Annotated in this window: 22 protein-coding genes; 8 read left to right on the top strand and 14 right to left on the bottom strand. The window is 72.9% G+C overall.

What is annotated here, in order from left to right:
• The first annotated feature begins 161 nt into the window (after positions 1 to 161).
• Genes ACQPZP_RS19865 through ACQPZP_RS19855 form a run of 3 tightly spaced genes read left to right on the top strand, consistent with a single transcriptional unit; the run spans position 162 to position 3,374 of the window.
• Positions 162 to 839 carry a TetR/AcrR family transcriptional regulator gene (locus ACQPZP_RS19865; protein ID WP_433479084.1) on the top strand — a complete coding sequence of 226 codons (678 nt, stop codon included), beginning with the start codon at positions 162 to 164 and terminating at the stop codon, positions 837 to 839.
• The gene (locus ACQPZP_RS19860) at positions 832 to 1,734 is read left to right on the top strand and encodes an ABC transporter ATP-binding protein (RefSeq protein ID WP_433479083.1); all 903 of its coding nucleotides are present in this window, start codon (positions 832 to 834) and stop codon (positions 1,732 to 1,734) included. The genes ACQPZP_RS19865 and ACQPZP_RS19860 overlap by 8 nt, the downstream gene beginning before the upstream one ends.
• The gene (locus ACQPZP_RS19855; protein ID WP_433479082.1) at positions 1,731 to 3,374 is read left to right on the top strand and encodes an ABC transporter permease; all 1,644 of its coding nucleotides are present in this window, start codon (positions 1,731 to 1,733) and stop codon (positions 3,372 to 3,374) included. The genes ACQPZP_RS19860 and ACQPZP_RS19855 overlap by 4 nt, the downstream gene beginning before the upstream one ends.
• A gap of 5 nt (positions 3,375 to 3,379) precedes the next feature.
• Here the strand turns inward: ACQPZP_RS19855 and ACQPZP_RS19850 are convergent, their stop codons facing one another.
• From ACQPZP_RS19850 to ACQPZP_RS19810, 9 genes are all read right to left on the bottom strand, one after another.
• On the bottom strand, positions 3,380 to 3,526 hold the full coding sequence (locus ACQPZP_RS19850; protein WP_433469295.1) for a hypothetical protein: 147 nt from the start codon (positions 3,524 to 3,526) through the stop codon (positions 3,380 to 3,382).
• Entirely contained in the window at positions 3,523 to 4,542 is a 1,020-nt protein-coding gene (locus ACQPZP_RS19845; RefSeq protein ID WP_433479081.1) for a Rieske 2Fe-2S domain-containing protein, read from the bottom strand. The genes ACQPZP_RS19850 and ACQPZP_RS19845 overlap by 4 nt, the downstream gene beginning before the upstream one ends.
• 110 nt (positions 4,543 to 4,652) lie before the next feature.
• The gene (locus ACQPZP_RS19840) at positions 4,653 to 5,447 is read right to left on the bottom strand and encodes an IclR family transcriptional regulator (protein ID WP_433479080.1); all 795 of its coding nucleotides are present in this window, start codon (positions 5,445 to 5,447) and stop codon (positions 4,653 to 4,655) included.
• On the bottom strand, positions 5,444 to 6,946 hold the full coding sequence (locus tag ACQPZP_RS19835) for an acyl-CoA synthetase (RefSeq protein ID WP_433479079.1): 1,503 nt from the start codon (positions 6,944 to 6,946) through the stop codon (positions 5,444 to 5,446). Before ACQPZP_RS19835 ends, ACQPZP_RS19840 begins: the two co-directional genes overlap by 4 nt.
• 58 nt (positions 6,947 to 7,004) lie before the next feature.
• Positions 7,005 to 8,057: a branched-chain amino acid ABC transporter permease gene (locus tag ACQPZP_RS19830; protein WP_433479078.1), complete on the bottom strand. Its 1,053-nt coding sequence runs from the start codon at positions 8,055 to 8,057 to the stop codon at positions 7,005 to 7,007.
• Positions 8,054 to 8,917, bottom strand: coding sequence for a branched-chain amino acid ABC transporter permease (locus tag ACQPZP_RS19825; protein ID WP_433479077.1), 864 nt, complete (start codon positions 8,915 to 8,917; stop codon positions 8,054 to 8,056). The genes ACQPZP_RS19830 and ACQPZP_RS19825 overlap by 4 nt, the downstream gene beginning before the upstream one ends.
• Entirely contained in the window at positions 8,914 to 9,609 is a 696-nt protein-coding gene (locus tag ACQPZP_RS19820) for an ABC transporter ATP-binding protein (RefSeq protein ID WP_433479076.1), read from the bottom strand. Before ACQPZP_RS19820 ends, ACQPZP_RS19825 begins: the two co-directional genes overlap by 4 nt.
• An 89-nt stretch (positions 9,610 to 9,698) precedes the next feature.
• Positions 9,699 to 10,478: an ABC transporter ATP-binding protein gene (locus ACQPZP_RS19815; RefSeq protein WP_433479075.1), complete on the bottom strand. Its 780-nt coding sequence runs from the start codon at positions 10,476 to 10,478 to the stop codon at positions 9,699 to 9,701.
• Complete coding sequence (locus tag ACQPZP_RS19810; protein WP_433479074.1) at positions 10,475 to 11,668, bottom strand: ABC transporter substrate-binding protein; 1,194 nt, start codon at positions 11,666 to 11,668, stop codon at positions 10,475 to 10,477. Before ACQPZP_RS19810 ends, ACQPZP_RS19815 begins: the two co-directional genes overlap by 4 nt.
• Before the next feature lie 135 nt (positions 11,669 to 11,803).
• Between ACQPZP_RS19810 and ACQPZP_RS19805 the strand changes: the two genes are divergently transcribed.
• The 4 genes from ACQPZP_RS19805 to ACQPZP_RS19790 all read left to right on the top strand — a co-directional run bounded on the left by ACQPZP_RS19805 (position 11,804) and on the right by ACQPZP_RS19790 (position 16,383).
• On the top strand, positions 11,804 to 12,658 hold the full coding sequence (locus tag ACQPZP_RS19805; RefSeq protein WP_433479073.1) for a PaaX family transcriptional regulator: 855 nt from the start codon (positions 11,804 to 11,806) through the stop codon (positions 12,656 to 12,658).
• 123 nt (positions 12,659 to 12,781) lie between these two features.
• Positions 12,782 to 13,177, top strand: coding sequence for an STAS domain-containing protein (locus ACQPZP_RS19800; RefSeq protein WP_433479072.1), 396 nt, complete (start codon positions 12,782 to 12,784; stop codon positions 13,175 to 13,177).
• Between the two features lie 97 nt (positions 13,178 to 13,274).
• The gene (locus ACQPZP_RS19795) at positions 13,275 to 13,904 is read left to right on the top strand and encodes a TetR/AcrR family transcriptional regulator (RefSeq protein ID WP_433469284.1); all 630 of its coding nucleotides are present in this window, start codon (positions 13,275 to 13,277) and stop codon (positions 13,902 to 13,904) included.
• 235 nt (positions 13,905 to 14,139) lie between these two features.
• Positions 14,140 to 16,383, top strand: coding sequence for an NACHT domain-containing protein (locus ACQPZP_RS19790; protein ID WP_433479071.1), 2,244 nt, complete (start codon positions 14,140 to 14,142; stop codon positions 16,381 to 16,383).
• Here the strand turns inward: ACQPZP_RS19790 and ACQPZP_RS19785 are convergent.
• From ACQPZP_RS19785 to ACQPZP_RS19770, 4 genes are all read right to left on the bottom strand, one after another.
• Positions 16,313 to 17,116, bottom strand: a complete 804-nt coding sequence (locus ACQPZP_RS19785) for an inositol monophosphatase family protein (RefSeq protein WP_433479070.1) — start codon at positions 17,114 to 17,116, stop codon at positions 16,313 to 16,315. The genes ACQPZP_RS19790 and ACQPZP_RS19785 overlap by 71 nt on opposite strands.
• Positions 17,117 to 17,184: 68 nt before the next feature.
• Positions 17,185 to 18,954: a sensor histidine kinase gene (locus tag ACQPZP_RS19780; protein WP_433479069.1), complete on the bottom strand. Its 1,770-nt coding sequence runs from the start codon at positions 18,952 to 18,954 to the stop codon at positions 17,185 to 17,187.
• 291 nt (positions 18,955 to 19,245) lie between these two features.
• Positions 19,246 to 19,920, bottom strand: coding sequence for a response regulator transcription factor (locus tag ACQPZP_RS19775; RefSeq protein WP_433479068.1), 675 nt, complete (start codon positions 19,918 to 19,920; stop codon positions 19,246 to 19,248).
• Positions 19,911 to 21,707, bottom strand: coding sequence for a sensor histidine kinase (locus ACQPZP_RS19770; RefSeq protein WP_433479067.1), 1,797 nt, complete (start codon positions 21,705 to 21,707; stop codon positions 19,911 to 19,913). The genes ACQPZP_RS19775 and ACQPZP_RS19770 overlap by 10 nt, the downstream gene beginning before the upstream one ends.
• A gap of 329 nt (positions 21,708 to 22,036) precedes the next feature.
• Between ACQPZP_RS19770 and ACQPZP_RS19765 the strand changes: the two genes are divergently transcribed.
• On the top strand, positions 22,037 to 22,852 hold the full coding sequence (locus ACQPZP_RS19765; RefSeq protein ID WP_433479066.1) for a hypothetical protein: 816 nt from the start codon (positions 22,037 to 22,039) through the stop codon (positions 22,850 to 22,852).
• Positions 22,853 to 22,865: 13 nt separating this feature from the next.
• Here ACQPZP_RS19765 and ACQPZP_RS19760 read toward each other — a convergent pair whose 3' ends face one another.
• Positions 22,866 to 23,672 carry an SAM-dependent methyltransferase gene (locus tag ACQPZP_RS19760; protein ID WP_433479065.1) on the bottom strand — a complete coding sequence of 269 codons (807 nt, stop codon included), beginning with the start codon at positions 23,670 to 23,672 and terminating at the stop codon, positions 22,866 to 22,868.
• Between the last annotated feature and the right edge of the window lie 15 nt (positions 23,673 to 23,687).

Here is a 23,687-nt window from a genome sequence, read left to right as displayed (position 1 = left end):
GAGCCTTCGGCGGGCGCCTTCGCACGGGGGACAGCACCAGATAAGGCTAGCCTAAGCTAACTCCCCCCTCAAGGTCACCTCACCCGCCCATGCGCGCCAACAATACAGACGTATGGTATACATGCATATTGGAAGCTGAACGTCTGTATTGGAGTGGGCCGATGACGGCACCCGGCCGGGGCAGAGGCCCGGCACAGGAGGATCTGACGGCACGTGCCCGGATCCGGGACGCGGCGATGGAGCAGTTCGCCGAGCACGGCATGAAGGGCGCGACGTTCCGCGCGATCGCCGAGGCCGCGGGGGTCTCGGTGGGACTCGTCCAGCACCACTTCGGCTCGAAGGAGTCGCTGCGCGAGGCGTGCGACGCCTACGCGCTCGACAGGATCCGCGAGCTCAGCTCCGCGAGCGCCGCCGGCGGCATGCACGACCCGGGGTTCCTGGCGGCGACGGTGCGGGCCGACCTGCCGCTGCGCCGCTATCTGGCCCGTGCGCTCGTCGACGGGTCCATGGCCGCGGCGCGGATGTTCGACGACCTGGTGGTCACCACCGAGCAGTACTTCACGGACCTGCCACCCGGCTTCAATCCGCCCACCACCCGCGACCCGCACGCCTACGCGGCCGCGCTGGTCGCGATGACCGTGGGGATGGAGGTGCTGCACGAGCACCTGTCCCGCGTGCTGGACGCCGACACCTTCACCCCCGAGGGCTCGCTGCGGCTGCGTCGCGCGGTCCTGGAGGTCTTCGGTGACCGGCTGCTGAGCGAGGAGATCGTCGCGGACGTGCACGCGGCGATGGACGAATACGAGGCGACCCTCTCCAAGGGAGACGAGAATGACTGATGTGGTCCAGGCCGACGGCCTGGTCAAGACGTTCGGCCGGACGCGCGCGCTCGACGGCCTCGACCTGCGGGTGGCGCCGGGCGAGGTGCACGGGTTCCTCGGCCCGAACGGCGCCGGGAAGTCCACGACGATCCGCGTCCTGCTGGGGCTGATGCGCGCCGACTCCGGCACCGCGAGCCTGCTCGGCGGCGACCCCTGGCGGGACGCCACCGCCCTGCACCGCCGCATCGCCTACGTGCCGGGCGACGTCACCCTGTGGCCGAACCTGTCCGGCGGCGAGGTCATCGACCTGCTCGGGCGCCTGCGCGGCGGGCTCGACCAGGACCGCCGGGCCGAGCTGCTGGACCGTTTCGAACTCGACCCGAAGAAGAAGGGCCGCGCCTACTCCAAGGGGAACCGGCAGAAGGTCGCCCTCGTCGCGGCGTTCGCATCGGACGCGGAACTACTCATCCTGGACGAGCCCACGTCCGGTCTCGACCCGCTCATGGAAGAGATCTTCCAGGAGTGCGTGCAGGAGGAGAAGCGGGGCGGGCGCACCGTGCTGTTGTCGAGCCACATCCTCAGCGAGGTCGAGGCGCTCTGCGACCGCGTGACCATCATCCGCAAGGGCCGGACGGTCGAGACCGGCACGCTCGCGGATCTGCGCCACCTGACCCGCACGTCCATCCACGCCGAGCTCGCCGCGCCGCCGGACGGCGTCCCGCTGCCGGGGGCGCACGACGTCCGCATCGACGGCAACGCCATCACGTTCGAGGTCGAGACCACCGAACTGGACGCCGCGCTCAGGCAGCTCACCCAGATCGGCATCCGGACTCTGACGAGCCGTCCGCCCACGCTCGAAGAGCTGTTCCTGCGCCACTACGAGGACGACCTCGCCAAGGAGCCGGTGTCATGACCACCACCACCGTGAACGCCCCCGCGCTCGCTTCGGGGCGGGACGGCGGGCTGACCGGCACCGGCATGCTGCTGAAGATCTGGCTGCGCCGAGACCGCGTCATGATGCCCGCCTGGATCTACGGGCTGACCGCGCTGGTCTCCAGCACCGTCTACAGCTTCAAGCACGAGTACGACACGGCGTCCGCCCTCCAGAGCTTCGCCCGCGGGATCAATGACAACCCGTCCATGCGGGCGCTGTACGGGCCCGTCCTGAACTACCAGGACGTCGGCGGGGTCAGCGCGTGGCGCCTCGGCGCGACCGGCACCGCGATGGTCGCCGTCATGTGCGTCCTGCTCGTCGTCCGGCACACGCGCGCCGAGGAGGAGACCGGCCGGCTGGAACTCGTGGGGGCCGCGTCCGTCGGGCGCCGCGCGCCGCTGACCGCCGCGCTGCTGACCGCCGTGACGGCCGCCGGCACGCTGGGGGCCGTCGCCGCGCTGGTCATGATCGTCTTCGGTCTTCCCGTGGCCGGGTCGATCGCGTTCGGCCTCTCCTGGTTCGGCGCGGGGCTGGTGTTCGCGGGAGTCGCCGCGCTCACGGCCCAGCTCGCGGAGAGTTCGCGCCTCGCCAACGGCCTGGCCCTGGGCATCCTCGCGGCGGCGTTCATGCTGCGCGCCGTGGCCGACGCCGGCTCGTCGGCGCACTGGCTGTCGTGGCTGTCGCCGATCGGCTGGGCCCAGCGGGTCCGGCCCTGCGCGGACGAGCAGTGGGCGGTCCTCCTGCTCCCCTTCGCCGCCTTCGTGCTGCTGGCCGGCGCCGCCTACGCGCTGACGGAACGCCGCGACCTCGGCGCCGGGATCCTGGCCCCGTCCCTCGGCCCGGTCAACGCGCCGCCGTCCCTGCGCGGTCCGCTCGCCCTCTCATGGCGGCTCCAGCGCGGCACGCTCTTCACCTGGTCGGCGGGGTTCCTGCTGTACGGGATGGCGCTCGGCGGCGTCGTGGACGGAGTCGACGACCTGGTGAACGGCAGCGACGCCGTCCTGGACGACATCCGCAAGATGGGCGGCGGCCAGCAGGACATCGCGGACGCCTTCCTCGCCACCGCCATGGGCCTCATGGCCCTCTTCACCGCCACCTACGCGGTGCAGAGCGTCCTGCGGCTGCGCGGCGAGGAGAGCAGCGGGCGCCTCGAACCCGTCCTCGCGACCACCGTGGGCCGTACCCGCTGGGCCGTCGCCAACCTGGCCGTCACCGCCGCGGGCACGGTGGTCCTGCTGGCCCTGACCGGCCTCGGCGTCGGGCTCGTGCACGGGGCCCGCTCCCACGACCTGGCAGGCCAGCTCCCGCGCGAACTCGGTGCCGCGCTCGCCCAGCTCCCCTCGGTGTGGGTGATCGCCGCCGTCACCGTGCTGCTGTTCGGCGCGCTCCCCCGCGCGTCGTCCGCCGGCTGGGGGGTCCTGGCCGTCTGCCTGCTCCTCGGCCAGGTCGGGCCCCTGCTGAAGCTCCCGCAGGCCGTCATGGACATCTCCCCGTTCACCCACACGCCGAAGCTCCCCGGCGGTGACGCCGACCCGCTCCCGCTCGTCGCGCTCACCGCGGTGGCGGCCGCCGTGACGGCGGCCGGCCTGATCGCCTTCCGGCGCCGCGACGTCACCTGATCCCGTCAGCCGGCCGGGTGGTCGGGGTGGGCGAGGAGCCAGGCCCAGATCTCGATCGGGTCCTCCGCGGTGTGCTGGGCACCGCAGTGGCAGATGCCGGTGAGACGGTCCGAGCCGGGCGACCACTCCACGCGCAGGCGGCCCGAGCTCATCGGGCCGCCTGCCGCTGCAGGATGCGGCGGGCGGCCAGGCCGCCGGTGTCGATGTTGATGGAGAGCTCCTGGTAGCCCTCCGGCTCGGACGCGATGACCTTCTCCAGGACGTTCAGCGCCTCCACGTCCTGGAGGACGACCGTGCGGTTGTTGTCGGCCATGAACGCCGAGACCTTCTCGTCGTCCTGGGCGAAGTCGCGGGCGACGAGCCAGAAGTCGTGCGTGCTGTTCTCGGTCTCAGGGGTGATGGCGTAGCCGACCTCGACGTGGAACGCCTTCGAGTCGTCGCCGTCCGGGCCGGGCTCCACGCCGGTGGGCGCGATGCGGCTGTGCAGGAGGTAGAGGCACGGCGGGTGGTACTCGATGTCCTGCCAGCGGTCGATGCGGCCCTCGATGCCGGTGGACTCGGAGTAGAAGGGCGGGCATTCCACGTCCTTCATGCGCCGGCTCACGAAGACGATGCCGGCCTCCTCGTCGACCTCCGTGTTGATCGGGGTCTGCGCCACCTCGGGCGTCCCGATGTAGCCGGCGTGCAGGTACGTCTCGTGGGACAGGTCGAGGAGGTTGTCGACGAGCAGCTCGTACCGGGCGGCGAGCGGCTCCATCCCGCGGACGGTCGTGTACTCCGGCGAGTCGAACCACGTCGCGCGCGGGATCGCGGACGCCTCGCCCTCGCCGTCCCCGATCCACACCCAGACGAACGAGTCCTGCTCGACGACCTGGAAGGCCGGGACGCGGGCGGTGCGGGGAATGCGGGTCTGGCCCGGCACCGCGACGCACACGCCGTCGGGCGCATAGGTGAAGCCGTGGTAGCCGCAGACGATCCGGTCGCCGTCGCGGCTGCTCTCGGAGAGGGGGAAGCGGCGGTGCACGCAGCGGTCCGCGAGCGCGACGGCCTCACCCGCCCGCGTCCGGTACATGACGAGGGGCTCGCCGCAGATGGTGCGGGCGAGCAGATCGTCGCCGACCTCCTGGCTGTAGGCGGCCACGTACCACTGGTTGCGTGCGAAGACCATGACGGCGCTCCTCCTGGTCGACGATGAGCGGAGACGATGGGGTCACGACGACCCTCCCGGCGGGACGGTGAGCCGGGCCACACCGCTTCCGTCCAACGGAAGAACGCCCGTCAGCGGCCGTGCATCGCGGTCTCCGGGGAACGCAGGGCGCGCGGCGCGCCGAGGGCCCGGGAGATGCCGCGGGCGCTGGCGCGGACGACGGGAACGAGCGCCCGCGCCTCCCAGCCGTCGGCGGGGACGACGATCGCGACGGCGGCGACGACGGTGTCGTCCGCCCCGTACACGGGGGCGCCGACCGACAGGGCGAACGTCTCCACCTGGCCGTCGCTGATCGCCACCCCGGTGCGGCGCACCTCGGCGAGGACACGGCGCAGGTCGGCGCCGGAGGAGATCGTCTTTCCGGTGAAGCGGCGCAGCGGCCCGGCGATGGCGCGCTCCTGCACGGCGGTGTCGGCGTGCGCGAGCATCGCGAGGCCGACGCCCGTCGCGTGAGCGGGCCAGCGTCCGCCGACGCGGGAGAACACGTGGACGGCGTCGCGGGCGGAGATCCGCTCGATGTAGACGACCTCCAGCCCGTCCAGGACGGCGAGGTGGACGTTCTCGTGCGTCGCCTCGTACAGGTCCTCCAGGAACGGCATCGCCGCCTCGCGCAGCGCGGGCCCGCGGGGCGCGAGCGCGGCGACCTCCCAGAGCCGCAGGCCGACCCGGTAGAGCCCGTCGGCGTCGCGTTCGAGCGCGCCCCAGCAGGTCAGCTCGCCGACCAGCCGGTGCGCGGTGGACAGCGGCAGGCCCGCGCGGCGGCTGATCTGCGTGATGTTCAGCGCGGTGCGCTCGGCGGAGAACGCCTCCAGGATGTCCAGGACGCGGCTGGTGACCGTCGGGCGTCCCGCGTCGCGCGTCGTCATGGACCGCCGTACTCCTCCCGCAGCCGCGCCTTGAGGATCTTACCGGCGGCGTTGCGGGGGATCTCCTCCGCCAGCACGGCCGACTTGGGGATCTTGTAGCGGGCGAGCCGGCCGGACAGGCCGGCGAGCACCTTGTCCGGGCTCACGTCCGCGCCCGGACGCGGGACGACGACGGCGCGGCCGACCTCGCCCCAGGCGTCGTCCCGGACGCCGATGACCGCGCACTCCAGGACGTCGGGATCGTCGAGGATCGCGTTCTCGACCTCGGCCGGGTACACGTTCTCACCCCCGGAGATGATGACGTCCTTGATGCGGTCGACGATGAAGGCGTAGCCGTCCTCGTCGAGGCGGGCCGCGTCGCCGCTGCGGAACCAGCCGTCGCTGAACACGGCCGCGGTCTCGTCGGGCCGCCCCCAGTAGCCGCGCATGACGTGCGGGCCCTCGACGACGACCTCGCCGGTCTCGCCGGGCGGAACGTCCGCCATGTCGGGGCCGACGACGCGGACGTCGCTGAAGAAGTGCGGCACCCCGGCCGAGCCCGCCTTGGACACCGCGTGCTCGGCGTCGAGGAAGAGCGTGCCGGGTGCGGCCTCGGTCATCCCGTATCCCTGCAGGAACGTCAGTCCCCGCTTCTGGTAGGTCTCGATGAGCGACGGGGGCACCGGGGCGCCGCCGCAGGTCAGGATGCGTAGGGAGGACAGGTCGGCGTCCGCCCAGCCGGGTTCCCGCGCGACCCGCTGGAACATCGTCGGCACGCCGAACATGAACGTGATCCTCCGCTCCTCGATCAGCCGCAGCGTGGCCGCCGGGTCGAACGCGGCGACCAGCACGCACGTCCCGCCCTTGAGCAGCACCGGCAGCGTGAGCATGTTGAGCCCCGCGGTGTGGAACAGCGGCGCCGACACGAGCGCCACCTCCCCCGCGACCAGGTCGTGGTCGATCAGCACGTTGATCGCGTTCCAGGTGATGTTGCCGTGCGTGAGGACCGCGCCCTTGGGCCGCCCGGTCGTCCCCGACGTGTACATGATCATGCAGGGCTCGTCGAGTGTCACCGGGAGGTCGAGCGGGTCGTCGTCCGCCCCGGCGAGCAGCTCTTCATAGTCGCCGTCGAGGGCGATGTGCGCCCGGACGGGGGTACCGCCGCGGATCCCGTGCACCAGCCCGGCGTGCGAGGGCCCGTGGACGAGCACCGACGTGCCCGAGTCGTCCAGCTGGTAGGCGATCTCCGGGCCGGCAAGCCGCGTGTTGAGCGGGACGAAGATCCCGCCGAGCATGCCGGTCGCGAACAGCGTCTCCAGGAAGGACGGATGGTTCGGTCCGAGGTAGGCGACCCGGTCGCCGTGCCGGACGCCGAGGCCGCGCAGCGCGTGGGCGAGGCGCGCCACACGGGCCGGCAGGTCCGCGTAGGTGAGCGTCCGCCCCTCGTGGACCAGGGCGGCCGCCTGCGGGGTCTTGCGGGCGCGGCGCACCGGCCACGATCCGAGTCCTTCGTTGCGCATTCGGGCTGTCCTCTCCTCGGACGGTCAGTTCAGCAATACCGCCGGGCGGGTGCACTCGTCATCCCCTGTCATCCCTCTGCCCGTTCGGGGACGAGCGTCTCTCCCACCAGGCGGCGGCGGACGGCACGAGCCCCCTCGGCAGGAACAGCACGACCAGGATGAGGAGCAGCCCGTAGACGGCGTACGACAGGACGGTCGGCGCGGACGCCGGCATCCCCTCCCGCGTGCCGATGTCGTTGAGCAGCTGGAGGAGAAGGGTGATCGCGGTGGCCCCGGCGAGCGCGCCCCAGATCGTCCCGGCTCCCCCAACGACGACCATCACGACGTATTCGAACGAGAGCAGGACGGGGAACGAGCCCGGCGCGACGTACCCGATGTAGAAGGCGTAGACGCCGCCCGCCAGCCCGGCGAACCCTGCGGACAGGCTGAACACCGCCTGCTTGTAGAGGGCGACCGGCACACCGGAGGACGCGGCGGCGACCTCGCTGGTGGCGAGCGCCCGCAGCCCGCGTCCTGGACGGGACGTCACGATGTGGCGGGTGACCAGCACGACCAGCCCGAGGGCGCCGAGGGCCAGGTAGGCGTAGGAGACCTCGCTCGCGAACTCGTACCCGGCGACCCGCAGGCGCGGGACGCCCTGCAGCCCGATGTCGCCGCCGGTCCACTCCTGCCGTCCGACGAGGCTCAGCAGGATGAGCTGGATGGCGAGGGTGCCGAACGCGAGCTGATGGCCGCGCAGCCGCAGCAGCGGGACGCCGACGAGCGCGGCGCACGCCGCCGCGACGACCGGGGCGAGCAGCAGCCCGAGCCAGGTCGGCAGGTCGTGCGTCGCGGTCAGCGCCGCCGTGTAGCCGCCGATCATGGTGAAGGACGCCTGGCCGAGCGAGACCTGCCCGGCGTATCCCATCAGCATGGACAGGCCGACGGCCACGATCGCCGCCAGCAGGAGCAGCACGTACACCGACACCTGGGTCTCGGGCAGCAGCAGCGGGACGAGCAGGGCCACGACGGCGACGGCCGCGGCGACGGCCGTCCCGAAGGCGGGCCGCCGCCGGGACGCCGGTCCGGCGGCCCCGGTCACCGGCCGGTTCTTGCGGACGGACACGCTCATCGGGCGGCCTCCTCCTGCAGCGCGGTCCTCCGCGAGGCCCGCACCATCATGATCGCCAGCATCAGCGCCAGCGCGACGACGGTCTGGTAGGACGCCTCGCCGTAGCCCGCGACCATCGCCTCGGCGACACCGAGCGTCAGCGCCCCGGCGAGGGCGACGGCCGGGCGGTTCAGGCCGCCGAGCACGGCCGCCGCGAACCCGTTGGTGATGAGCAGGACGTCGCTGTTGTAGGAGATGGGCTGCAGCGGGGTGAGCAGCACCCCGGCGAGGCCGCCGAGCATCCCGCCGAGCGCGAACGCGACCAGGCCCATCCTCAGCGGGTCGATGCCCATGGCCCGCGCCGCGTAGGGGTTGGACGCGCAGGCGCTGAGCGCCTTGCCCGCGTAGGTGCGTCCGAAGAACACCGCGAGCAGCGCGAACACGGCCGCGGTCACGGCGATGACGAGGAACGACTGCTTCTGCACGTGCGCGCCGAACAGCGTCACGGCGCCGCCGAGCCCCGTGAACGAGCGCGGGTTGTCCCCCCAGATCATGATCTCCGCCGCATACGCCAGGAAGCCGAGCCCGAGCGTGACGATCAGCGCCGACTGCGGGGATGTCCCCCGCCGCCCGGTCGCGACGATCCCGGTCGCGAGGCCGGTCGCGCCCGCCACGATCACGGCGGCGGCCTCCGCCGCGCCGTGCGGCAGCCCGGCCGACAGCATCGAGCCCGCCGTCATCCCGCCGACGACGGCGAACATGCCCTGCGCGAAGTTCACCACGCGGGTCACCCGGTGGATCGTGACGAGGCCGCTGGCCAGCAGCGCGAAGCCGCAGCCCGCGGCGATCCCCGAGATGAGGTACTGCAGGAAGGCGCTCATGTCCCCGCCTCCGTGTCGGTGCGTCCGCCCAGGTAGGCGTCCGCCACGTCGGGGCCCGCCGCGAGCTCGGCGGCGGTGCCCTCGGCCCGGATGCGGCCCGCCTCCAGCACGTAGCCGCGCCCGCACAGGTCGAGCGCCAGCCGGGCGTTCTGCTCGATCAGCAGGACGGCGAGGCCGCGCTCGGCGTTCAGCGCCCGCAGGTGCTCGGCGAGGTCGGCGGTGACGAGCGGCGCGAGGCCGAGCGACAGCTCGTCCACGACGACGACGTCGGGCTCGGCCATCAGCGCGCGACCGAAAGCGACCATCTGCTGCTGCCCGCCCGACAGCGACCCGGCCCGCCGCCTTCGCAGGTCGGCGAGCTGCGGCAGCACCTCGTACACGCGCCCGGTGTCGCGCGCCCCCTTCGCGCGGCGGCGGCGCCAGGCGCCGAGGGCGAGGTTGTCCTCGACGGTCAGGTCGTCGAACATCTGGCGCCCCTCGGGAACGAGCGACACCCTTCCGCGCACGTCCACCCGTCCCGCCGCCGGGCGCAGCACGCCGGCGATCGCGTTGACGAGCGAGGTCTTGCCCGCCCCGTTCGGGCCGATGAGCGCCACCAGCTCCCCGGCCCGCACGGTCAGCCCGACATGGTCGAGCGCGGTCGCCGTCCCGTACCGGACGACGAGCCCGTCCACCTCGATCAGGGAGGTCATGCCGTCCCCCTGTGGGGGGCGACCCCCCACACCCCCCGGCAAGGGCTGCCGCATGCCCTCCCTCCGCTCGCTGCGCTCGCTGCGGTCGGTCATGCGGCTTCCTTCCCGAGGTAGGCGGCGATGACGGCGGGGTCTTCGCGGATCTCGTCCGGGGTGCCCTCGGCGATGAGGTTGCCGAGGTCCAGGACGCTGACCCGGTCGGCAAGGCGGGCGACGAACGCCACGTCGTGCTCGACGAGCATGATCGTCAGGCCTTCGGCGCGCAGGCTCTCGACCAGTTGCGCGAGGGCCTCCCGCTCGCCGGCGCGCAGCCCGGACGCCGGCTCGTCCAGCAGCAGGAGCCGGGGGCGCGCGCACAGAGCCCGCGCCACCTGCAGCGACCGCTGCTGGCCGAGCGGCAGGACGTCCGCCGAGCGGTGCGCCCAGTCGCGCAGGCCGACCCGGTCGAGCGCGGCCAGCGCGTCCGCCCTGATCCCGGCCTCCTCGCGGCGGTGGGACGGGAGCCGCAGCGTCGCGGCCAGGAAGCCGTGCCGGGTGCGGGCGTGCGCGCCGACCATGACGTTCTCCAGCGCGGTCATCCCGTGGAAGAGCCGGGCGCCCTGGAAGACGATCGCGATGCCGAGCCGGGCCCGCGCGTGCGGCGGCAGCCGGTCGATCCGGCGGGGTCCGTCGCCCGTCCCGTACCGCAGCGTCCCGTGGTCCGGCACGAGGTGGCCGCTGATCAGGTTGAACAGGGTGGACTTGCCCGCGCCGTTCGGGCCGATCACGGCGCGGGTCTCGCCCTCGGCCACCGTCATGGCGACGTCGCGGACGGCGTACACGCCGCCGAACGCGCGCCCGACGGAGCCGATCTCCAGCAGCGTCGTCATCCGGCGGCCTTCGCGGTCTCGGCGAGCTGCTTGACCGACCAGTCGGTGGGGACGAGCTTGCCGTCCTTGACCTGGTTCATGGAGATGTCGCTGGGCCGGAGGCCGGAGTGGTCGTTCTTCGTGTAGGTGTACTTGCCGCACGGGGTGACGAGGGTGAGGCTCTCCAGCGCGTCCCGGATCTTCTCCCGGTCGGTGCCGCCCTTCTCGATCGCGGCGGCGAGGAGCTTGACGCCCGAGTAGCCGTCCATGGCGAACTGCGGCGGCTGGTATCCGTACTTCTGCTCGAACGGCCCGGACATCTCCTGGATCGCCTGCTTGAGCTTCCCGTCCGGCAGGTAGTCGCCGACGACACCGATGGCGGACTGGACGTACACGCCCTCGGCCGACTTCCCGACCGGGTCGAGCCACAGCTTGCTGGCCTGCGAGGCGGTCATGTAGAGCGGCAGCTTCAGCCCGGACGACGGGTACTGCTTGGCGAGCGTCACGCCGGGGGCGCCGCTCGCCCAGGCGACGAGCGCCTGGGCGCCGGAGTCGCGGACGTGGGTGAACAGCGGGCTGAAGTCCGACGCCGTCGTCTCGTAGGTCTCCGCCTTGACGATCTGCACCCCGTACTGGCCGGCGTACTTCTGCATGCCCCCGAAGCCGGCCTTGGCGTAGGCGCTCTTGGTGTCGTAGGCGACGGCGACCTTGGTGATGTCGTGCGCCTTGAAGTAGCCGAGCATCGCCTGCGCGTAGGTGGACGAGACGGCCGGGACGACGAAGGTGTACTTGCGGATCGGGTTGACCTGCTCGTCGGCCGGGGCCAGGGAGATGTAGGGGATCCGCTCGCGTTCGGCGAGCGGCTCCACCGCGAGGCCGACGTTGGAGAACGTCGACCCGATGATCGCGGTGACCTTCTCCGATTTGAGCTTGTTGAAATGCAGCACCCCCTGGTCGGGGGCGGTCTTGTCGTCGAGGGTGATGAGCTTGATCTTGCGGCCGCCGATGCCGCCGGCGGTGTTGATCTGGTCGACGGCCAGCTCCACGGTCTTCTTCGCCTCGCCGCCGAGCGGCGCGTAGTTGCCGGTCAGCGACTCGATGAAGCCGATCTTGAGGGCGGAGCCGCCCGATCCGCCGGAGTCGCCGCACGCGGCGGTGAGCCCGGTGGTGGCCAGCACCGAGGCGGCCAGAAGGGGGACGAGTGTGCGCACTGGGGACCTCCCGGGGTGGGCGTGCCCCGAAGTTAGGCGTATTCTTCACGGCAGTCAATGATCTGCCCAACATCATCGGGACGGCGGTCCGGGCGCATCGCGCCGTCGTTACGCTGGCGGGATGACGGGAGCCGAATGGTGAGTGCACAGATCGAGGCCGGGCCGATGCCCGCGGGCGGGCAGTCCCCGAGGCTGCGGCCGCAGTCGCTGATGCTGACCTACCTCGGCAACTACGTGCTCGGACGCGGTATCGCCGTCTTCTCCGGCAGCTTCATCGACACCTTCGCCGGGCTCGGCGTCGGCGAGCACGCCGTCCGCTCGACCCTGACGCGCATGGTCGGCAGGGGCCTGCTGGAACGGCACCGCGAGGGCCGGCGCATGCACTTCGGCCTCACCCCGCGCTCCGAGGAGATCCTGCACGACGGTGAGGAGCGCGTCTGGCGGCGCGGCGTCCTCAACACCGACTGGGACGGCAACTGGACCGTGCTGGCGTTCTCCATGCCCGAGTCGTGGCAGCGCGTCCGGCACGACCTGCGGGCCCGCCTCACCTGGGCCGGGTTCGGGTCGCTCGGCAACGGCACGTGGATCGCGCCGTCCCGGGTGGACGTCCGGCCGATCGTGTCGGGCCTCGGCCTGAACGGGCATCTGAAGGTGTTCGCCGGCCCGGCCGAGGAGCCGACCGACGTCCCGCACATGCTCCGCGAGGCGTTCGACCTCGACGGCCTCGCGAGCGGCTACCGGGCGTTCCTCGACCGCTGGGACCGCCCCGACCCGCTCCCCCACGCACCCGACGACCTCGCCCGCTACCTGTGGATGACCACCGAGTGGCTGCAGCTGGTCCGGGCCGACCCGCGGCTGCCCGTCGAGCACCTGCCGGAGGGCTGGCCGGCGGTCCGCGGGCAGCACGTGCTGCTGGAGTTGCGCGACCGGTACGAGGCGACCGCGCGGTCGCTGGCGGACGCGGCCATCGAGTACGTCCAGGTGAGCTGATCGTCACCCGCCCTCCCGCAGGCGCGGTGGTCCTCCCCCGCTGCGGACCCGCCCGGCGGCAGGGCGCATGACCTCCTCTTTCGCGGGTACGCCGGGTGCCTGCGACAACGGGAGGTGATCGGCATGTCCCTCGGAGCCGGCGAACCGTCGGACGCGGCTCCGCCCGATCAGCTGCGGGTCCGCAGCGGACTCCGCGGGGCCTGCCTGCTCGTGGAGGCGGAGGGGGAGTTCACGATCCTCACGGCCGACATGCTGCGCGAGCGCGTCCTCGCCGACATGCGGGATCTCACCGGGCCGCCGCTCGTCGTCCTGGACGTCGGCGAGGTGAGCTTCTGCGACTCCTCGGGACTGAACGCCCTGGTCGTCCTCTGGAAGGCCGCGCACCGGCGCGGCGGCGAGTTCGTCCTCGCCCGCCCCCGGCGCCGGTTCCACGCGATCATCGAGCGCAGCGGCCTGGACCGCCATCTCATCGCCCACCCGACCGCCGACCAGGCCATCGACGCGCTGACCCCGCGCTGACCCGCGCGCGCCCGCGACCGGACGGCCCCCGTCCCCCAGGGCCGCGCGGCCGGCGGGAGGCGGCCCGGAGAGCGCGGCGGCTAGAGTCGGCCGCACGATGACGAGCGACGACGAACTCCTGCGGAACCTGCTCACCGGAGCCCCGGAGAGCGAGCCGCAGACCGACCGGATCCTGGACGCCGCCCTGCGCTCCTTCGAGACCTACGGGCCGCGCCGCACCACCATGGACGACGTCGCGCGCGAGTCCGGCCTCGGCCGCGCCACGATCTACCGGCGGTTCCCCACCAAGGGCGACCTCGTCACGGGCGTGCTGCTGCGGGAGGCGCGGCGGTTCTTCGCCGAGCTGGACGAGGCGGTCCAGGCGTTCCCCACCCTGGAGGAACGCCTCGTGGAAGGGTTCGCGGTCACCCTGCGGATCAGCCGCGAGCAGCGGCTGATGACCCGCCTCATGGTCGTCGAGCCCGAACTGTTCCTCCCGCACTCCACGGTCAAGGCCGGGCCGCTGCTCGCCGCCGCGCGCGGCTACCTCGCCCGACGGCTGCGCACCGCGCAGCGGCTCGGCGCCGCCCCCGCGGACGTCGACCCGGAGCTGGTCGCCGAGATCCTCGTCCGCCTCACCCACTCGCTCGTCCTCACCCCGGACGGCCACATCCCGCTCGACGACGCGGGCGCCCGCGACTTCGCCCGCCGCTACCTCGTCCCGATCATCCGCGGCACCCCCTCCTGACCGCGCCGGACGCTCCGGAAACCGGAATCCGGTACGGGGCCGGACAGGTCGGCGTGCACAAATCCTCAGTTTGCGGATGTGTGCCGGGAACGGAAGTGTGCTCAACTATGAACCGGCGCCGGAAACGGTATCGAAGGTCGGCCGGGCGATCGCCTCGCCCTTGCGGGCAGGGGGTCAGCACTTCATGAGTCGTCCGGTCAGGCGCTCTTCACGGCAGGGGTCCGGGATACCGCAGGTGAAAGCCGCCCGGGAACTGCTGGACTGGATCGAGCGACTCGGCACCCTGGCCGCCGTCCCCGCCGTCGCCGTCCTCTTTTTCGCCTTTCTCGCGTCCCACTGGCCGGCGGCCGCCGGCGCCGCCCTTCTCCTCGCCGCCGTCGGCGTCCGGTTCCTGACGTTCCGCCGCCGGTTCGGAATCCTGGAGCGCCGCAGGCTCAGCGCCTACCACCGCGCCGAGGTCGAGGCACTCGCCGCGCGGCTTCCGGTCGACGGAAGCACGCCACTCGATACGCACGAGGAACGGCTGCGCACCGGTTTCGGATTCGTGGACCCGTCCTTTTCCGGATCGGGGGCACTGCGGGACGGCAGGCCGATCGTCGATGTCGTCACCGACATTCTCCGAAGCGGGGACAAGGTGATGCTGATGGGCGAGCCCGGATCGGGCAAATCCCTCATCGCCGCCCTCGTCTTCGCCCGGCTGGCCGACGAGTTCGCCGCGTCCCCCCGAAAGGCGCGCTGCCCCCTCTTCCTGCACCTCAACGCCATGAAACCGCAGGCGGACCCGCCGGACACGGGGCTGACCCGGGCCGAGGAACAGGCGCTCTGGCTCAAGGACCAGCTCGCCGCCGAGGTCACCCTTCCCGACGCGGGCAAACTCGCCAGGCTCCTGGACGACGGCCGGATCGTCCTGGTGTGCGACGGCCTCGACGAGGCTCCGGTGATGCGCTCCCCGCACCTGCTCACCAGCATCGTCCCGGAGAGCCTCTTCGGCCTCTTCCGGGTCCCGTCCATGCTGACGTCGCGGACGGCGTTCTACAGCATCTACGTCGACGCGACCGAGCTCATGTCCGGGTTCACGAGCGCCGGGCGGCTGCTGCCCCTGCGGTTCGAGGAGCAGGGCGCGGCCTTCCTCCGGTGGTACGCCACCGCCCGGGGCCATCCGGAGCTCGCCGGCGAGCTGATCCGGATCATCGGCGGGAACCCGTCCCTGCGGGAGGCCGTCGCCAGGCCGCTCATCCTGCGGATGACGGCCGAGGTGCTCCTCGACCTGGTCCTGCAGGATCACGATGCCGAGAGCCTCCTGTCGGCCGGCCACGGCGGAGAGACCTCGGCCGTCTACAGCCGATACGTCGACAAGTGGCTGCAGCGGGAGCAGGCCAAGGAACCCTCGAAGCTCACCTGGTGGCAGAAGGGCGAGCTCATCGAGTGCGTGGCCTGGGAGATCTTCTCCAAGTCGCTGGCCTCGGGACGCGGGTGGGGGCACTTCGAGCTGAAGGACCTGCTCGTCGAGGCCGACGAGCTGCGCCGGATCGCCGGGCGCTGGCTCGAATCCAGCATCCTCGTGGACGCGACCGTCGACGAGATCTGCCGCGAGCTCGTGCACCGGTCGTTCCTGATCATCTCCAACGACCGGCGGCGCTACCGTTTCGTCCACAAGTCGTTCTTCGAGTTCTGCGTGGCGCGCCACGTCGTCCGGTGCCTCGACGAACGCCGCGCGGAGCACCGCGCCGACCGGACGGAGCTGCTGCTGCATCCGCTTCCCGACGAGGTCATCGACTTCGTCCGGGAGCTGCTGCTCGCCGTCTCGTCCTCTCCCGACGAACGCGCCGCCACCGAGGCGACGTTCCTCGCGATCCTCAACCGGGTCGACATCGACGCGGGCACCGGTTACCTGATGGCGGCTCAGCAGGCGGCCAACCTCCTGCCGATCGTCGCGGGCTCACGGACGATGGAGCTGCTGCGGTCGGGCGAGCTGTTCCCCGAACACCCCTTCCTGCAGCGCGCGGTCGCCGTGGCGGACGCCCTCCACCACGACCGGCACGAACTCCTCGACGAGTTCGTCAAGCGGATGGAGACCGACCACGAGGCCGAGTCGTTCCACATGGGCTACAACCGCATCTACTACGGCGACCAGGCGTTCGGCGACGGGCTGTGGCTGGACGACAACCACCCCGAATGCGGGCGCTTCTTCCGGGCCACCATCCGGCATGTGAAGTCCCCGGCGTACCGCCGCATCAGGGTCATGGACCTCTACACGGTGCGCGCTCTCCTGGGCAATCCCGACCGGCGCCGTTACCTGATCGACCGGGAGGAGCGGGCCCTGCGGGAGCTCGAGTCGCTGACCGCCGACCCCGATCCGGAGCTCGGTCCGGAGTGCGACCGGCAGCGGGTGCTGCTTCGCGAGGAGCTCAGGGCGTCGCTGCCGGAGACAGAGCGCCGACCAGAGGAAGCGTCACCGCCGGAGATCCCACGAAGCTGAGCTCGGGGAGGTCGGCGAGCCGCCGCACGAGTTCGCCGTCCGCTCCGCGGATCTCGGCCCCGGCCTCCCGGAGAAGCAGCAGCGAGCCCAGCAGCTCGGTGCCCGTGCACTGGTAGACGGTGAGCGCGTCGAGCCCGCCGCGCAGGTAGAGGAAGACGTCGATCGTCGGCGCCCACGTCGAGAAGAGCCGCCGGCTCCGGGCGTGCAGCAGCGAGGTGAGGGCATCGAGCCGCTCGTCCCCCTGGGTGTGGTAGCCGACCCAGAGAGCGGTGGCGGGCAATGCGGCCGGGAGCGGGCTCGTCCGTTCGAACGGGCGGCCGTTGACCCTCACGCCCCGGCCCGCCACCGCGCAGGCGACGTCCCCGGTGTGCGCCTCCCCGATGGCCGCCACGATCGGCTCGCCCCGACGGCACAGGGTCACGGCCGCGCCGTAGACGGGCAGGCCGTAGGCGTAGTTGTTGGTTCCGTCCAGCGGGTCGACGAGCCACACGTGATCGGACCCGGCGAAGAGGGTGCCCGACTCCTCGGCCTCGATCGTGTGGGTGGGGAAGCGCTCGTGGAGGCTGGCGACGATCAGCCGCTCCGCCTCCCGGTCGACCTGCGTCACGACGTCGCCGCGCGGCCCCTTGACCTCGACGTCCAGCGTCCGGCCGAAGTGCGCGCGGGCCACGTCGAGCGCCGCCGCCACGGCCTGCCCGGCCACGTCCGCATGGAGATCGGCATCGTCGTGCATCTGCCCAGCCTAAACCTGCCCGGGCCGCCCGCGCGTCGACCGCCGCCGCCACACCCCGACCGCCCTGCTCAGGCGCCTTCACCGGCGGGAAGTGTGATCAGGATCCGGGTGCCTTCGCCGGGCGGGCTCTCGATGGCGACGTGGCCGCGGAGGGCGCGCACCCGGTCGGTGAGGCCTGCCAGGCCGCCGCGCGGAACCGGGCCGGCGCCGCCGACGCCGTCGTCGCGGACCTCGGCGACGATCCCGTCCGGGCCGGGACGGACGGTCAGCTCGATCGACCCCGCCTGCGCGTGCTTGACGGCGTTGGTGAGGGCCTCGCAGAGCGCGAAGTAGAGGGTCGACTCGATCTCGGGCGGGAAGCGGGCGGCGGGCAGGTCGAGCCGGACGGGCACCCCGGCGCGGGCGGCGACCAGTTCCATCGCCGGGGCGAGGCCCGCGTCCGCGAGGATCGCCGGATGCACGCCGCGGGCCAGGTCGTCCAGTTCGGCGACCGCCTCGGCGAGCTCGCGGCGACAGGTCCGGGCCTGCTCCCGGGCACGCGGGTCGGCCGCCGCGTCCTCCAGGAGCGCGAGCATCTCCTCCAGCGCGCGGAGCCGCTGCTGGGCGCTGCGCTTCAGGTCGGCGGCCAGCCGTTCGCGCTCCGCCGCCTGCACCCGGACCAGGCGCTCCTGCGCGTCGCGGGCCCGTTCCAGGGCGGCCTGCGCGGCGGCCTGCAGCCGGACGGTCTCCAGCGCGCGGCCGCCCGCGATCAGCGCCGCCTCGACGAGCGGCTCGTGGTCGCGGAGCGCGACGGCGACGTCGACGGTGGCGAGGGGCTCACCGCCGGACGTCCGGACCTCGTGCCGCCACCGCCCCGGCTCGCCGCCGGGCGCGCCGGGCGTCCGGCGGCCGGCCACATCGACGTAGCCGCCGTCGGCCCACAGCCACAGGTCGAGGGTGCCGTCGCGCAGCACGGCCCGCAGCGCGTCGCGGACCTTCGCCACGGAGACGGGGTCGGTGAGCAGCCGCTGCATCCGCTCCGCGACGGTCAGCTCGGCGAACCGGGCGCGCAGCGCGGTGCCGAGGAACACCAGCGGCAGCACCGTTGCGAAGATGCCCTGGGCGAGGTAGACGTCCAGCACGTCGTCCAGGTCGACGGCGGTGCCGAACAGCGTGCCCTGCACGGCGAGGGCGCCGGTGACGCCGACCGTGACGGTGAGCGCGACGGGGACCATGAGCGCGCGGTCCAGCCGGCCGGTCCGCGGCAGCCGCGCCACCAGGATGACGACCAGGGCGCCGGCCAGCGCCGCCATCGCGGCCGCCAGCCCCCGCTGGACGCTTTCGAACAGCTCGCGGTCCGGACGCACCGCCGGCCAGGCCACCGTGCCGGCGAATCCGTTCCAGCGGGGCCGGGAGAAGGCGCACAGCAGCACCTGCCCGCCGACCATGATCATGACGGCGGCGGCGGTCCACAGCCGGGCGACGGCGCCCTCCAGGCGTGCGCCCGGATACAGCAGCACCCCGACGCCGATCGCGAGGAAGAACACCGACTGGGCGAACACCGACACCAGCGGTGCCGCGCCGGTGTTCCAGGCCGCCGACCACGTGACCGCCCAGGCCCCGGCGGCGACGACGAACGCCGCACCGGTCCGCCGTCCGAGCCGTCCGGCCGCGAACAGGCCGCCCGCGACGGCGAACCCGCCGCAGCACGCGAGGGTGACCGCGGCCTCGGCGGGATGCCCTCGCCAGTGCGGCCAGCCGCACGCGAGCGCCGCCGCGGCGGCCGCCGTGCCCGCCGCCAGGGCGCGGCGGACCCGCGCGCCGAGCCACAGTGGCGGCCACGAGGGGACGGGCCTCACCGCGATCCTTTCCATCTCGTACCGGGAAATCACCGTCCGGCAGTGGGGTTTTCCCGGATGCGCCCAGGATGCGGTACCGGGAGCATGGGAGCGTGCCGGAGACGGCCTTGTGAACGAGCCCGAGGGCCCTTGGCGCGTCCCGGTGGCGTGCGGGGGCCACCACCGGGTCACCCAACGCGACCCGGCTCGCACGGTCAGTTTTCACCACCGTGCGCCGGGAACGCGAGGGGCCGTTATCCGATTGATGCGCTGGAGGCGTGGTCCGCGATGGGCGGGCGTGTCCGCATCCGGTCAGCGGGTCTCGGCGGCGCGCAGCCACGTCAGGACGGCGAGCACGCGCTTGTTGCTGTCCTGCGGACCCGGCGGGCCGCCCGACGAAGTGATCTTGAGCTTGGTGAAGATGGCCCGCACGTGGTCCTCGACGGTGCGGGCGGACAGGTGCAGCCGCTTGCCGATCCCCGCGTTGGAGTGGCCCTCGGCCATCAGCGCCAGTACCTCGCGCTCGCGCCCGGACAGCAGGGCGAGTTCGTGCTCGCGGTGCCGGGCCTCGACGAGCCGGGTCACCACGTCCGGGTCGATGACCACCTCGCCGCTCATGACCCGCTCCAGCGCCGACCTCAGGTTCTCCACGTCCGTGACGTGGTCCTTCAGCAGGTAGCCGACGCCGCGCGGCTGGTCGCGGAACAGCTCCATCGCCTGCGGGGTCTCGTTGAAGGCGGACAGCACGAGGACGCCGAGGCCGGGGTGGCGGTCGAGGAGCCGGCGCGCCGCGACGACGCCCTCGTTGGTGAACGTCGGGGGCATGTGCAGGTCGACGATGGCCACGTCGGGCGGGTCGTCGGCGACGCGGGCCAGCAGTTCCTCCCCGGAGCCGGCGGACACCACGACGTCGATCCCGACCGTGGTGAGCAGGGTGACCAGCGCCTGCCGGAAGATCCCGCTGTCCTCCGCCACGGCTACTCGCATGGCAGATCCATCCTTATCCTCGTGCCCGCGCCGGGCTCGCCGCCGATGTCGACCTGGCCGCGCAGCGCCCTGATCCGGCCGGACAGCCCGGCCAGTTCCGCCTCCGGGTCGGTGGAGCCGCGGGCGTCCAGGCCGACCTCCGCGACCAGCCGTCCGTCCTCCTCGCCGACCCGCACGGACACCTGGGTCGCACGCGCGCGGTCGACAGCGTACGACAGCGTCTCGCAAAGCGCCGAGTAAAGCGTGGACTCGATCTCGCGGGAGTACCGCCGCGGCGTGACGTCGAGCTTGACGCGGATGCCGAGCCGCTCGGCGACCACCTCCAGCGCCGGGCCCAGGCCGTCCTGGACGAGCAGCGCCGGCTGGACCTCGCGGGCGAGCGCGCGCAGTTCGGCGAGCGCCCCCATCAGCTCGGCGCGGCAGGTCCGGGCGTGCTCCTTCACCGCCGGGTCGTCGGTGACGGCCTCCAGCGTCCCGAGCATGGCGCCGAGCGCCAGCAGCCGCTGCTGCGCGCCGTCGTGCAGGTCGCGGGCGAGCCGTTCGCGCTCGGCCGTCTCGGCCCGGACGAGGCGCCGGTACGCGGACCTGACCTGTTCGAGGCCCGCCTGGACGCTCGCCTGCAGCCGCGCCGTCTCCAGCGCCCGGCCGCCCGCGACGAGCGCGGCCTCCACGAGGGAGCCGTGGTCGCGGAGGGCTCCGCCGAGCTCCACGACGGCGAGCGGATCCCCGGCGGCGCTGCGCACCCGGTGCCGCCAGCGTCCCCCCTCACCGCCGTCACCCTCGTCGTCGCCCGCCAGGTCGAGCGGGACGGGCCGCCCGGCGGTGTCGACGTAGGTCTGCTCCATCGGCGCCCAGAACCAGAGCTCCAGCGTCGGGTCGTGCAGGACGTCCCGCAACGCGTCGCGGATACGTTCGACCGACACGGGGGCGGTGAGCCGGAGCAGCCGGCCGGCGACCGTCAGCTCGGCGATGCGGACCCGCAGCCCGGACGCCAGCAGGGTGAGCGGGACCAGCACGACCACCGCGCCCTGCACCACGTAGACGCGGAGCAGGTCGTCCAGTGGGATCGAGTCCTCCATGATCGGCTTCTGGGTGAGCGCGGCCAGGACGCCGACGAACCCGACCGCGACGGTCACCGGGAGGGTGAGGAGCCGCCGCATCCTGCCCATCCGCGGCAGCCGGAGCAGCAGCACGACGGCGAACGCCAGGGCCAGGAAGACGTACAGCACACCGGACACCTCCAGGACGATCCGGAAGGCCTCCCTGTCGGGGAACGGCGCGGGCCACCACACCGACTCGCCCTGGAAGGCGGCCCATTCCGGCTTGGACGTGACCCACAGCGCGGTCGGGCAGCCCCAGAGGATCACGCACGCCAGACCCGTCCAGATCCGGTCGGCCAGGTACTCCAGCCGCCCGCCGGGGTACAGCAGGACGCCCACGGCGAGGGCGAGGTAGAAGTCGGCCTGGGCGTACGGCGACATGATCGGCCCGACGGTCGCGTCCCAGCTGGCCGCCCAGTTGACCGCCCAGAAGAACGACGCCGCCACGAACAGCAGCCCGGTCCGGCGGGTCCGCCCGCCGGTCGCCAGCAGCACGCCCACCACGGCGATCGCCGCGCAGCTCACCAGCGTGATCGCGGCGGCGGCCGGATGGTGCCGCCAGTACGGCCAGCCCGCGAGGAGCGCCAGCCCCGCCGCCGCCAGGCCGGCGACGAGGGCGCGCCTCGTCTCCGCCCCGAACCACGGCGGCGACCTGCGCCTCCGCGGTGCGGAAATCACCACGACCATCCTTTCCATGCTGGGACCTCGGCCCGCGTCCTGCCACCGGAAACCCACGGTGCGCGGGTCCGTGCTTTCCCGGAACGCGGCAGCGCCGCGCGGCTCCCGGCCGGCGGCCGCACCGGAAGTCTCCCCGACTCCGCCGCGCGCCCACAGGGCCGTTATCCGATCGATGCTCGGCGCCGTTCCGGCCTCTTGCCGGCGGAAAAGAATTGACATTCACCGGGAAAACCCGGTGAATCGTCCGGGGAGAGCCTGGGTTGCCGGTGCGGGCGGGTAATGCCAGGATCGTTTTCCGCCGGACAATGGGGTGACCGGTGGAAAGGGGCACGGGGGAAATGAACCACGAGACGGCCGTGCGGGGCGGGTGGCCGGTCCGCACCGGGCCGGACACCGCCGCGGACGGCACGGGCGGGGCGGGGGCCCGGCGGCCCGTGCTCGTCGACGCGTCCGCCCCGGCGCTCCCGATCGTGGACCGGGCCCGGGTCCGCCCGCGCTACCGGGCGATCCTGGCGGTGGACATCGAGGGCTCGACCACCCGCACCGACCCGGTGAAGGCCGAGCTGCGGCGCACCCTTTACCGGCTGCTGGAGGAGGCGTTCCTGCGGGCCGGAATCGAGGAGCGCTACCGCGAGGCCTACGTCGACCGGGGCGACGGGGCGCTCGTTCTCGTGCACCCTTTCGACGAGGTCCCGAAAACGCTGCTGCTGCACCCGGTCGTGCCGATCCTGTCCGCACTGCTGGCCGAATACAATTCGAGAATGACCGAGGCGGCGGACCTCGACCGGCGCATTCGCATTCGCGTCGTCGTGCACGCCGGCGAGGTGCACAACGACGGCCGCGGCAATTTCGGTGAGGCGCTCGACGTCGCCTTCCGGCTGCTGGACTCGGCGGAGGCGAGGAGCGCGCTGCGGCGCGCCGGGGCACCGCTCGTCCTGGTCGTGTCCGAGGACATCTACCACTCGATCGTGCGGCACGGCTACGAGGGGATCCGGGCCGACTCCTACGCACCGCTCGTCCGGCTGGAGGTCACCGGCCGCAGCCATCAGGGCTGGGTGCACGACGCCGCCGCGGCGGCCGCGGCACGGAGCCGGTTCGGTGTCCGGGGGCGGTTCGGCGTGCGCGGCCGCTATCGGCGGCTCGTTCCGTCCTGAGCGCCGGCCCCGTTCAGAGGCGGTGGCCCACGCCCGCCAGGGTGAAGGTGCGCTCGGGGTGGGAGACTCCCGCGGCGGACAGGTCGGGCCGCCACAGCGAAGTGTAGGTCAGGCCCGGTTCCAGGAGGTCGAAGGAACCGACGATCTCCTCGATCTCGGCGCGGCTGCGGCCCCAGAAGTGACCGGCGGTCGGCTTGAACACCTTGCCGACGTCGCTTCCGGACTCGGGCTCGGGGTCCTGGGTGATGTGCGTGAACACGAGGTGGCTGCCCGGCGCCAGAGCCGCGTGCAGGCGGCGGACGGCGGCGGCCGCCTCGGCGGTGTCGTCGATGAAGTGCAGGACGCGGTCGAGCACGACCGCCACCGGCTGCTCGAAGTCGATCAGAGCCCGCACCTGCGGGTCGCCGGTGACCGCCTCGGGACTCTTCGGGTCGCACTGGACGACGGCGGCGCGCGCGGTCCTGGCGAGCAGGGCCCGGGCGTGCGCCAGGACGACGGGGTCCCCGTCCGCGAACACGACCGTGGAGGCGGGCGCGACCTCGACGACGACCTCGTGGACGTTGCCGCGCGCGGGCAGCTTGCAGCCGATGTCGATGAACTGCCGGACGCCCTCCCGGGCGAGATGACGGACCGCGCGCCCGACGAACGCCTGGTTCTCCCGCGCCGCCATCCGCGCCTCGGGGATGACCGCGAGCAGCTGCTCGGCCACCTCCCGGTCGGCCGCGTAGTTGTCCTTGCCACCGAGCAGGTAGTCGTAGATCCGGGCCGTGTTCGGCGTCACCAGATCGACCTCGGCGGGAGACCACCTCTCATCGTCCATCGCGACTCCACTCGC

The organism is Spirillospora sp. CA-142024 (genome assembly GCF_050942325.1).
Taxonomy (GTDB): domain Bacteria; phylum Actinomycetota; class Actinomycetes; order Streptosporangiales; family Streptosporangiaceae; genus Spirillospora.
The sequence above is the reverse complement of the archived record's forward strand: the minus strand, read 5'-3'. Positions and strand labels throughout refer to the sequence as shown.

What these genes read in the sequence shown, in the direction of transcription:
- ACQPZP_RS19865 (WP_433479084.1), top strand. Translation starts at nt 162, where the DNA reads ATGACGGCACCCGGCCGGGGCAGAGGCCCGGCACAGGAGGATCTGACG.
- ACQPZP_RS19860 (WP_433479083.1), top strand. Translation starts at nt 832, where the DNA reads ATGACTGATGTGGTCCAGGCCGACGGCCTGGTCAAGACGTTCGGCCGG.
- ACQPZP_RS19855 (WP_433479082.1), top strand. Translation starts at nt 1,731, where the DNA reads ATGACCACCACCACCGTGAACGCCCCCGCGCTCGCTTCGGGGCGGGAC.
- ACQPZP_RS19850 (WP_433469295.1), bottom strand. Translation starts at nt 3,526, where the DNA reads ATGAGCTCGGGCCGCCTGCGCGTGGAGTGGTCGCCCGGCTCGGACCGT.
- ACQPZP_RS19845 (WP_433479081.1), bottom strand. Translation starts at nt 4,542, where the DNA reads ATGGTCTTCGCACGCAACCAGTGGTACGTGGCCGCCTACAGCCAGGAG.
- ACQPZP_RS19840 (WP_433479080.1), bottom strand. Translation starts at nt 5,447, where the DNA reads ATGACGACGCGCGACGCGGGACGCCCGACGGTCACCAGCCGCGTCCTG.
- ACQPZP_RS19835 (WP_433479079.1), bottom strand. Translation starts at nt 6,946, where the DNA reads ATGCGCAACGAAGGACTCGGATCGTGGCCGGTGCGCCGCGCCCGCAAG.
- ACQPZP_RS19830 (WP_433479078.1), bottom strand. Translation starts at nt 8,057, where the DNA reads ATGAGCGTGTCCGTCCGCAAGAACCGGCCGGTGACCGGGGCCGCCGGA.
- ACQPZP_RS19825 (WP_433479077.1), bottom strand. Translation starts at nt 8,917, where the DNA reads ATGAGCGCCTTCCTGCAGTACCTCATCTCGGGGATCGCCGCGGGCTGC.
- ACQPZP_RS19820 (WP_433479076.1), bottom strand. Translation starts at nt 9,609, where the DNA reads ATGACCTCCCTGATCGAGGTGGACGGGCTCGTCGTCCGGTACGGGACG.
- ACQPZP_RS19815 (WP_433479075.1), bottom strand. Translation starts at nt 10,478, where the DNA reads ATGACGACGCTGCTGGAGATCGGCTCCGTCGGGCGCGCGTTCGGCGGC.
- ACQPZP_RS19805 (WP_433479073.1), top strand. Translation starts at nt 11,804, where the DNA reads ATGGTGAGTGCACAGATCGAGGCCGGGCCGATGCCCGCGGGCGGGCAG.
- ACQPZP_RS19800 (WP_433479072.1), top strand. Translation starts at nt 12,782, where the DNA reads ATGTCCCTCGGAGCCGGCGAACCGTCGGACGCGGCTCCGCCCGATCAG.
- ACQPZP_RS19795 (WP_433469284.1), top strand. Translation starts at nt 13,275, where the DNA reads ATGACGAGCGACGACGAACTCCTGCGGAACCTGCTCACCGGAGCCCCG.
- ACQPZP_RS19785 (WP_433479070.1), bottom strand. Translation starts at nt 17,116, where the DNA reads ATGCACGACGATGCCGATCTCCATGCGGACGTGGCCGGGCAGGCCGTG.
- ACQPZP_RS19775 (WP_433479068.1), bottom strand. Translation starts at nt 19,920, where the DNA reads ATGCGAGTAGCCGTGGCGGAGGACAGCGGGATCTTCCGGCAGGCGCTG.
- ACQPZP_RS19770 (WP_433479067.1), bottom strand. Translation starts at nt 21,707, where the DNA reads ATGGTCGTGGTGATTTCCGCACCGCGGAGGCGCAGGTCGCCGCCGTGG.
- ACQPZP_RS19765 (WP_433479066.1), top strand. Translation starts at nt 22,037, where the DNA reads ATGAACCACGAGACGGCCGTGCGGGGCGGGTGGCCGGTCCGCACCGGG.
- ACQPZP_RS19760 (WP_433479065.1), bottom strand. Translation starts at nt 23,672, where the DNA reads ATGGACGATGAGAGGTGGTCTCCCGCCGAGGTCGATCTGGTGACGCCG.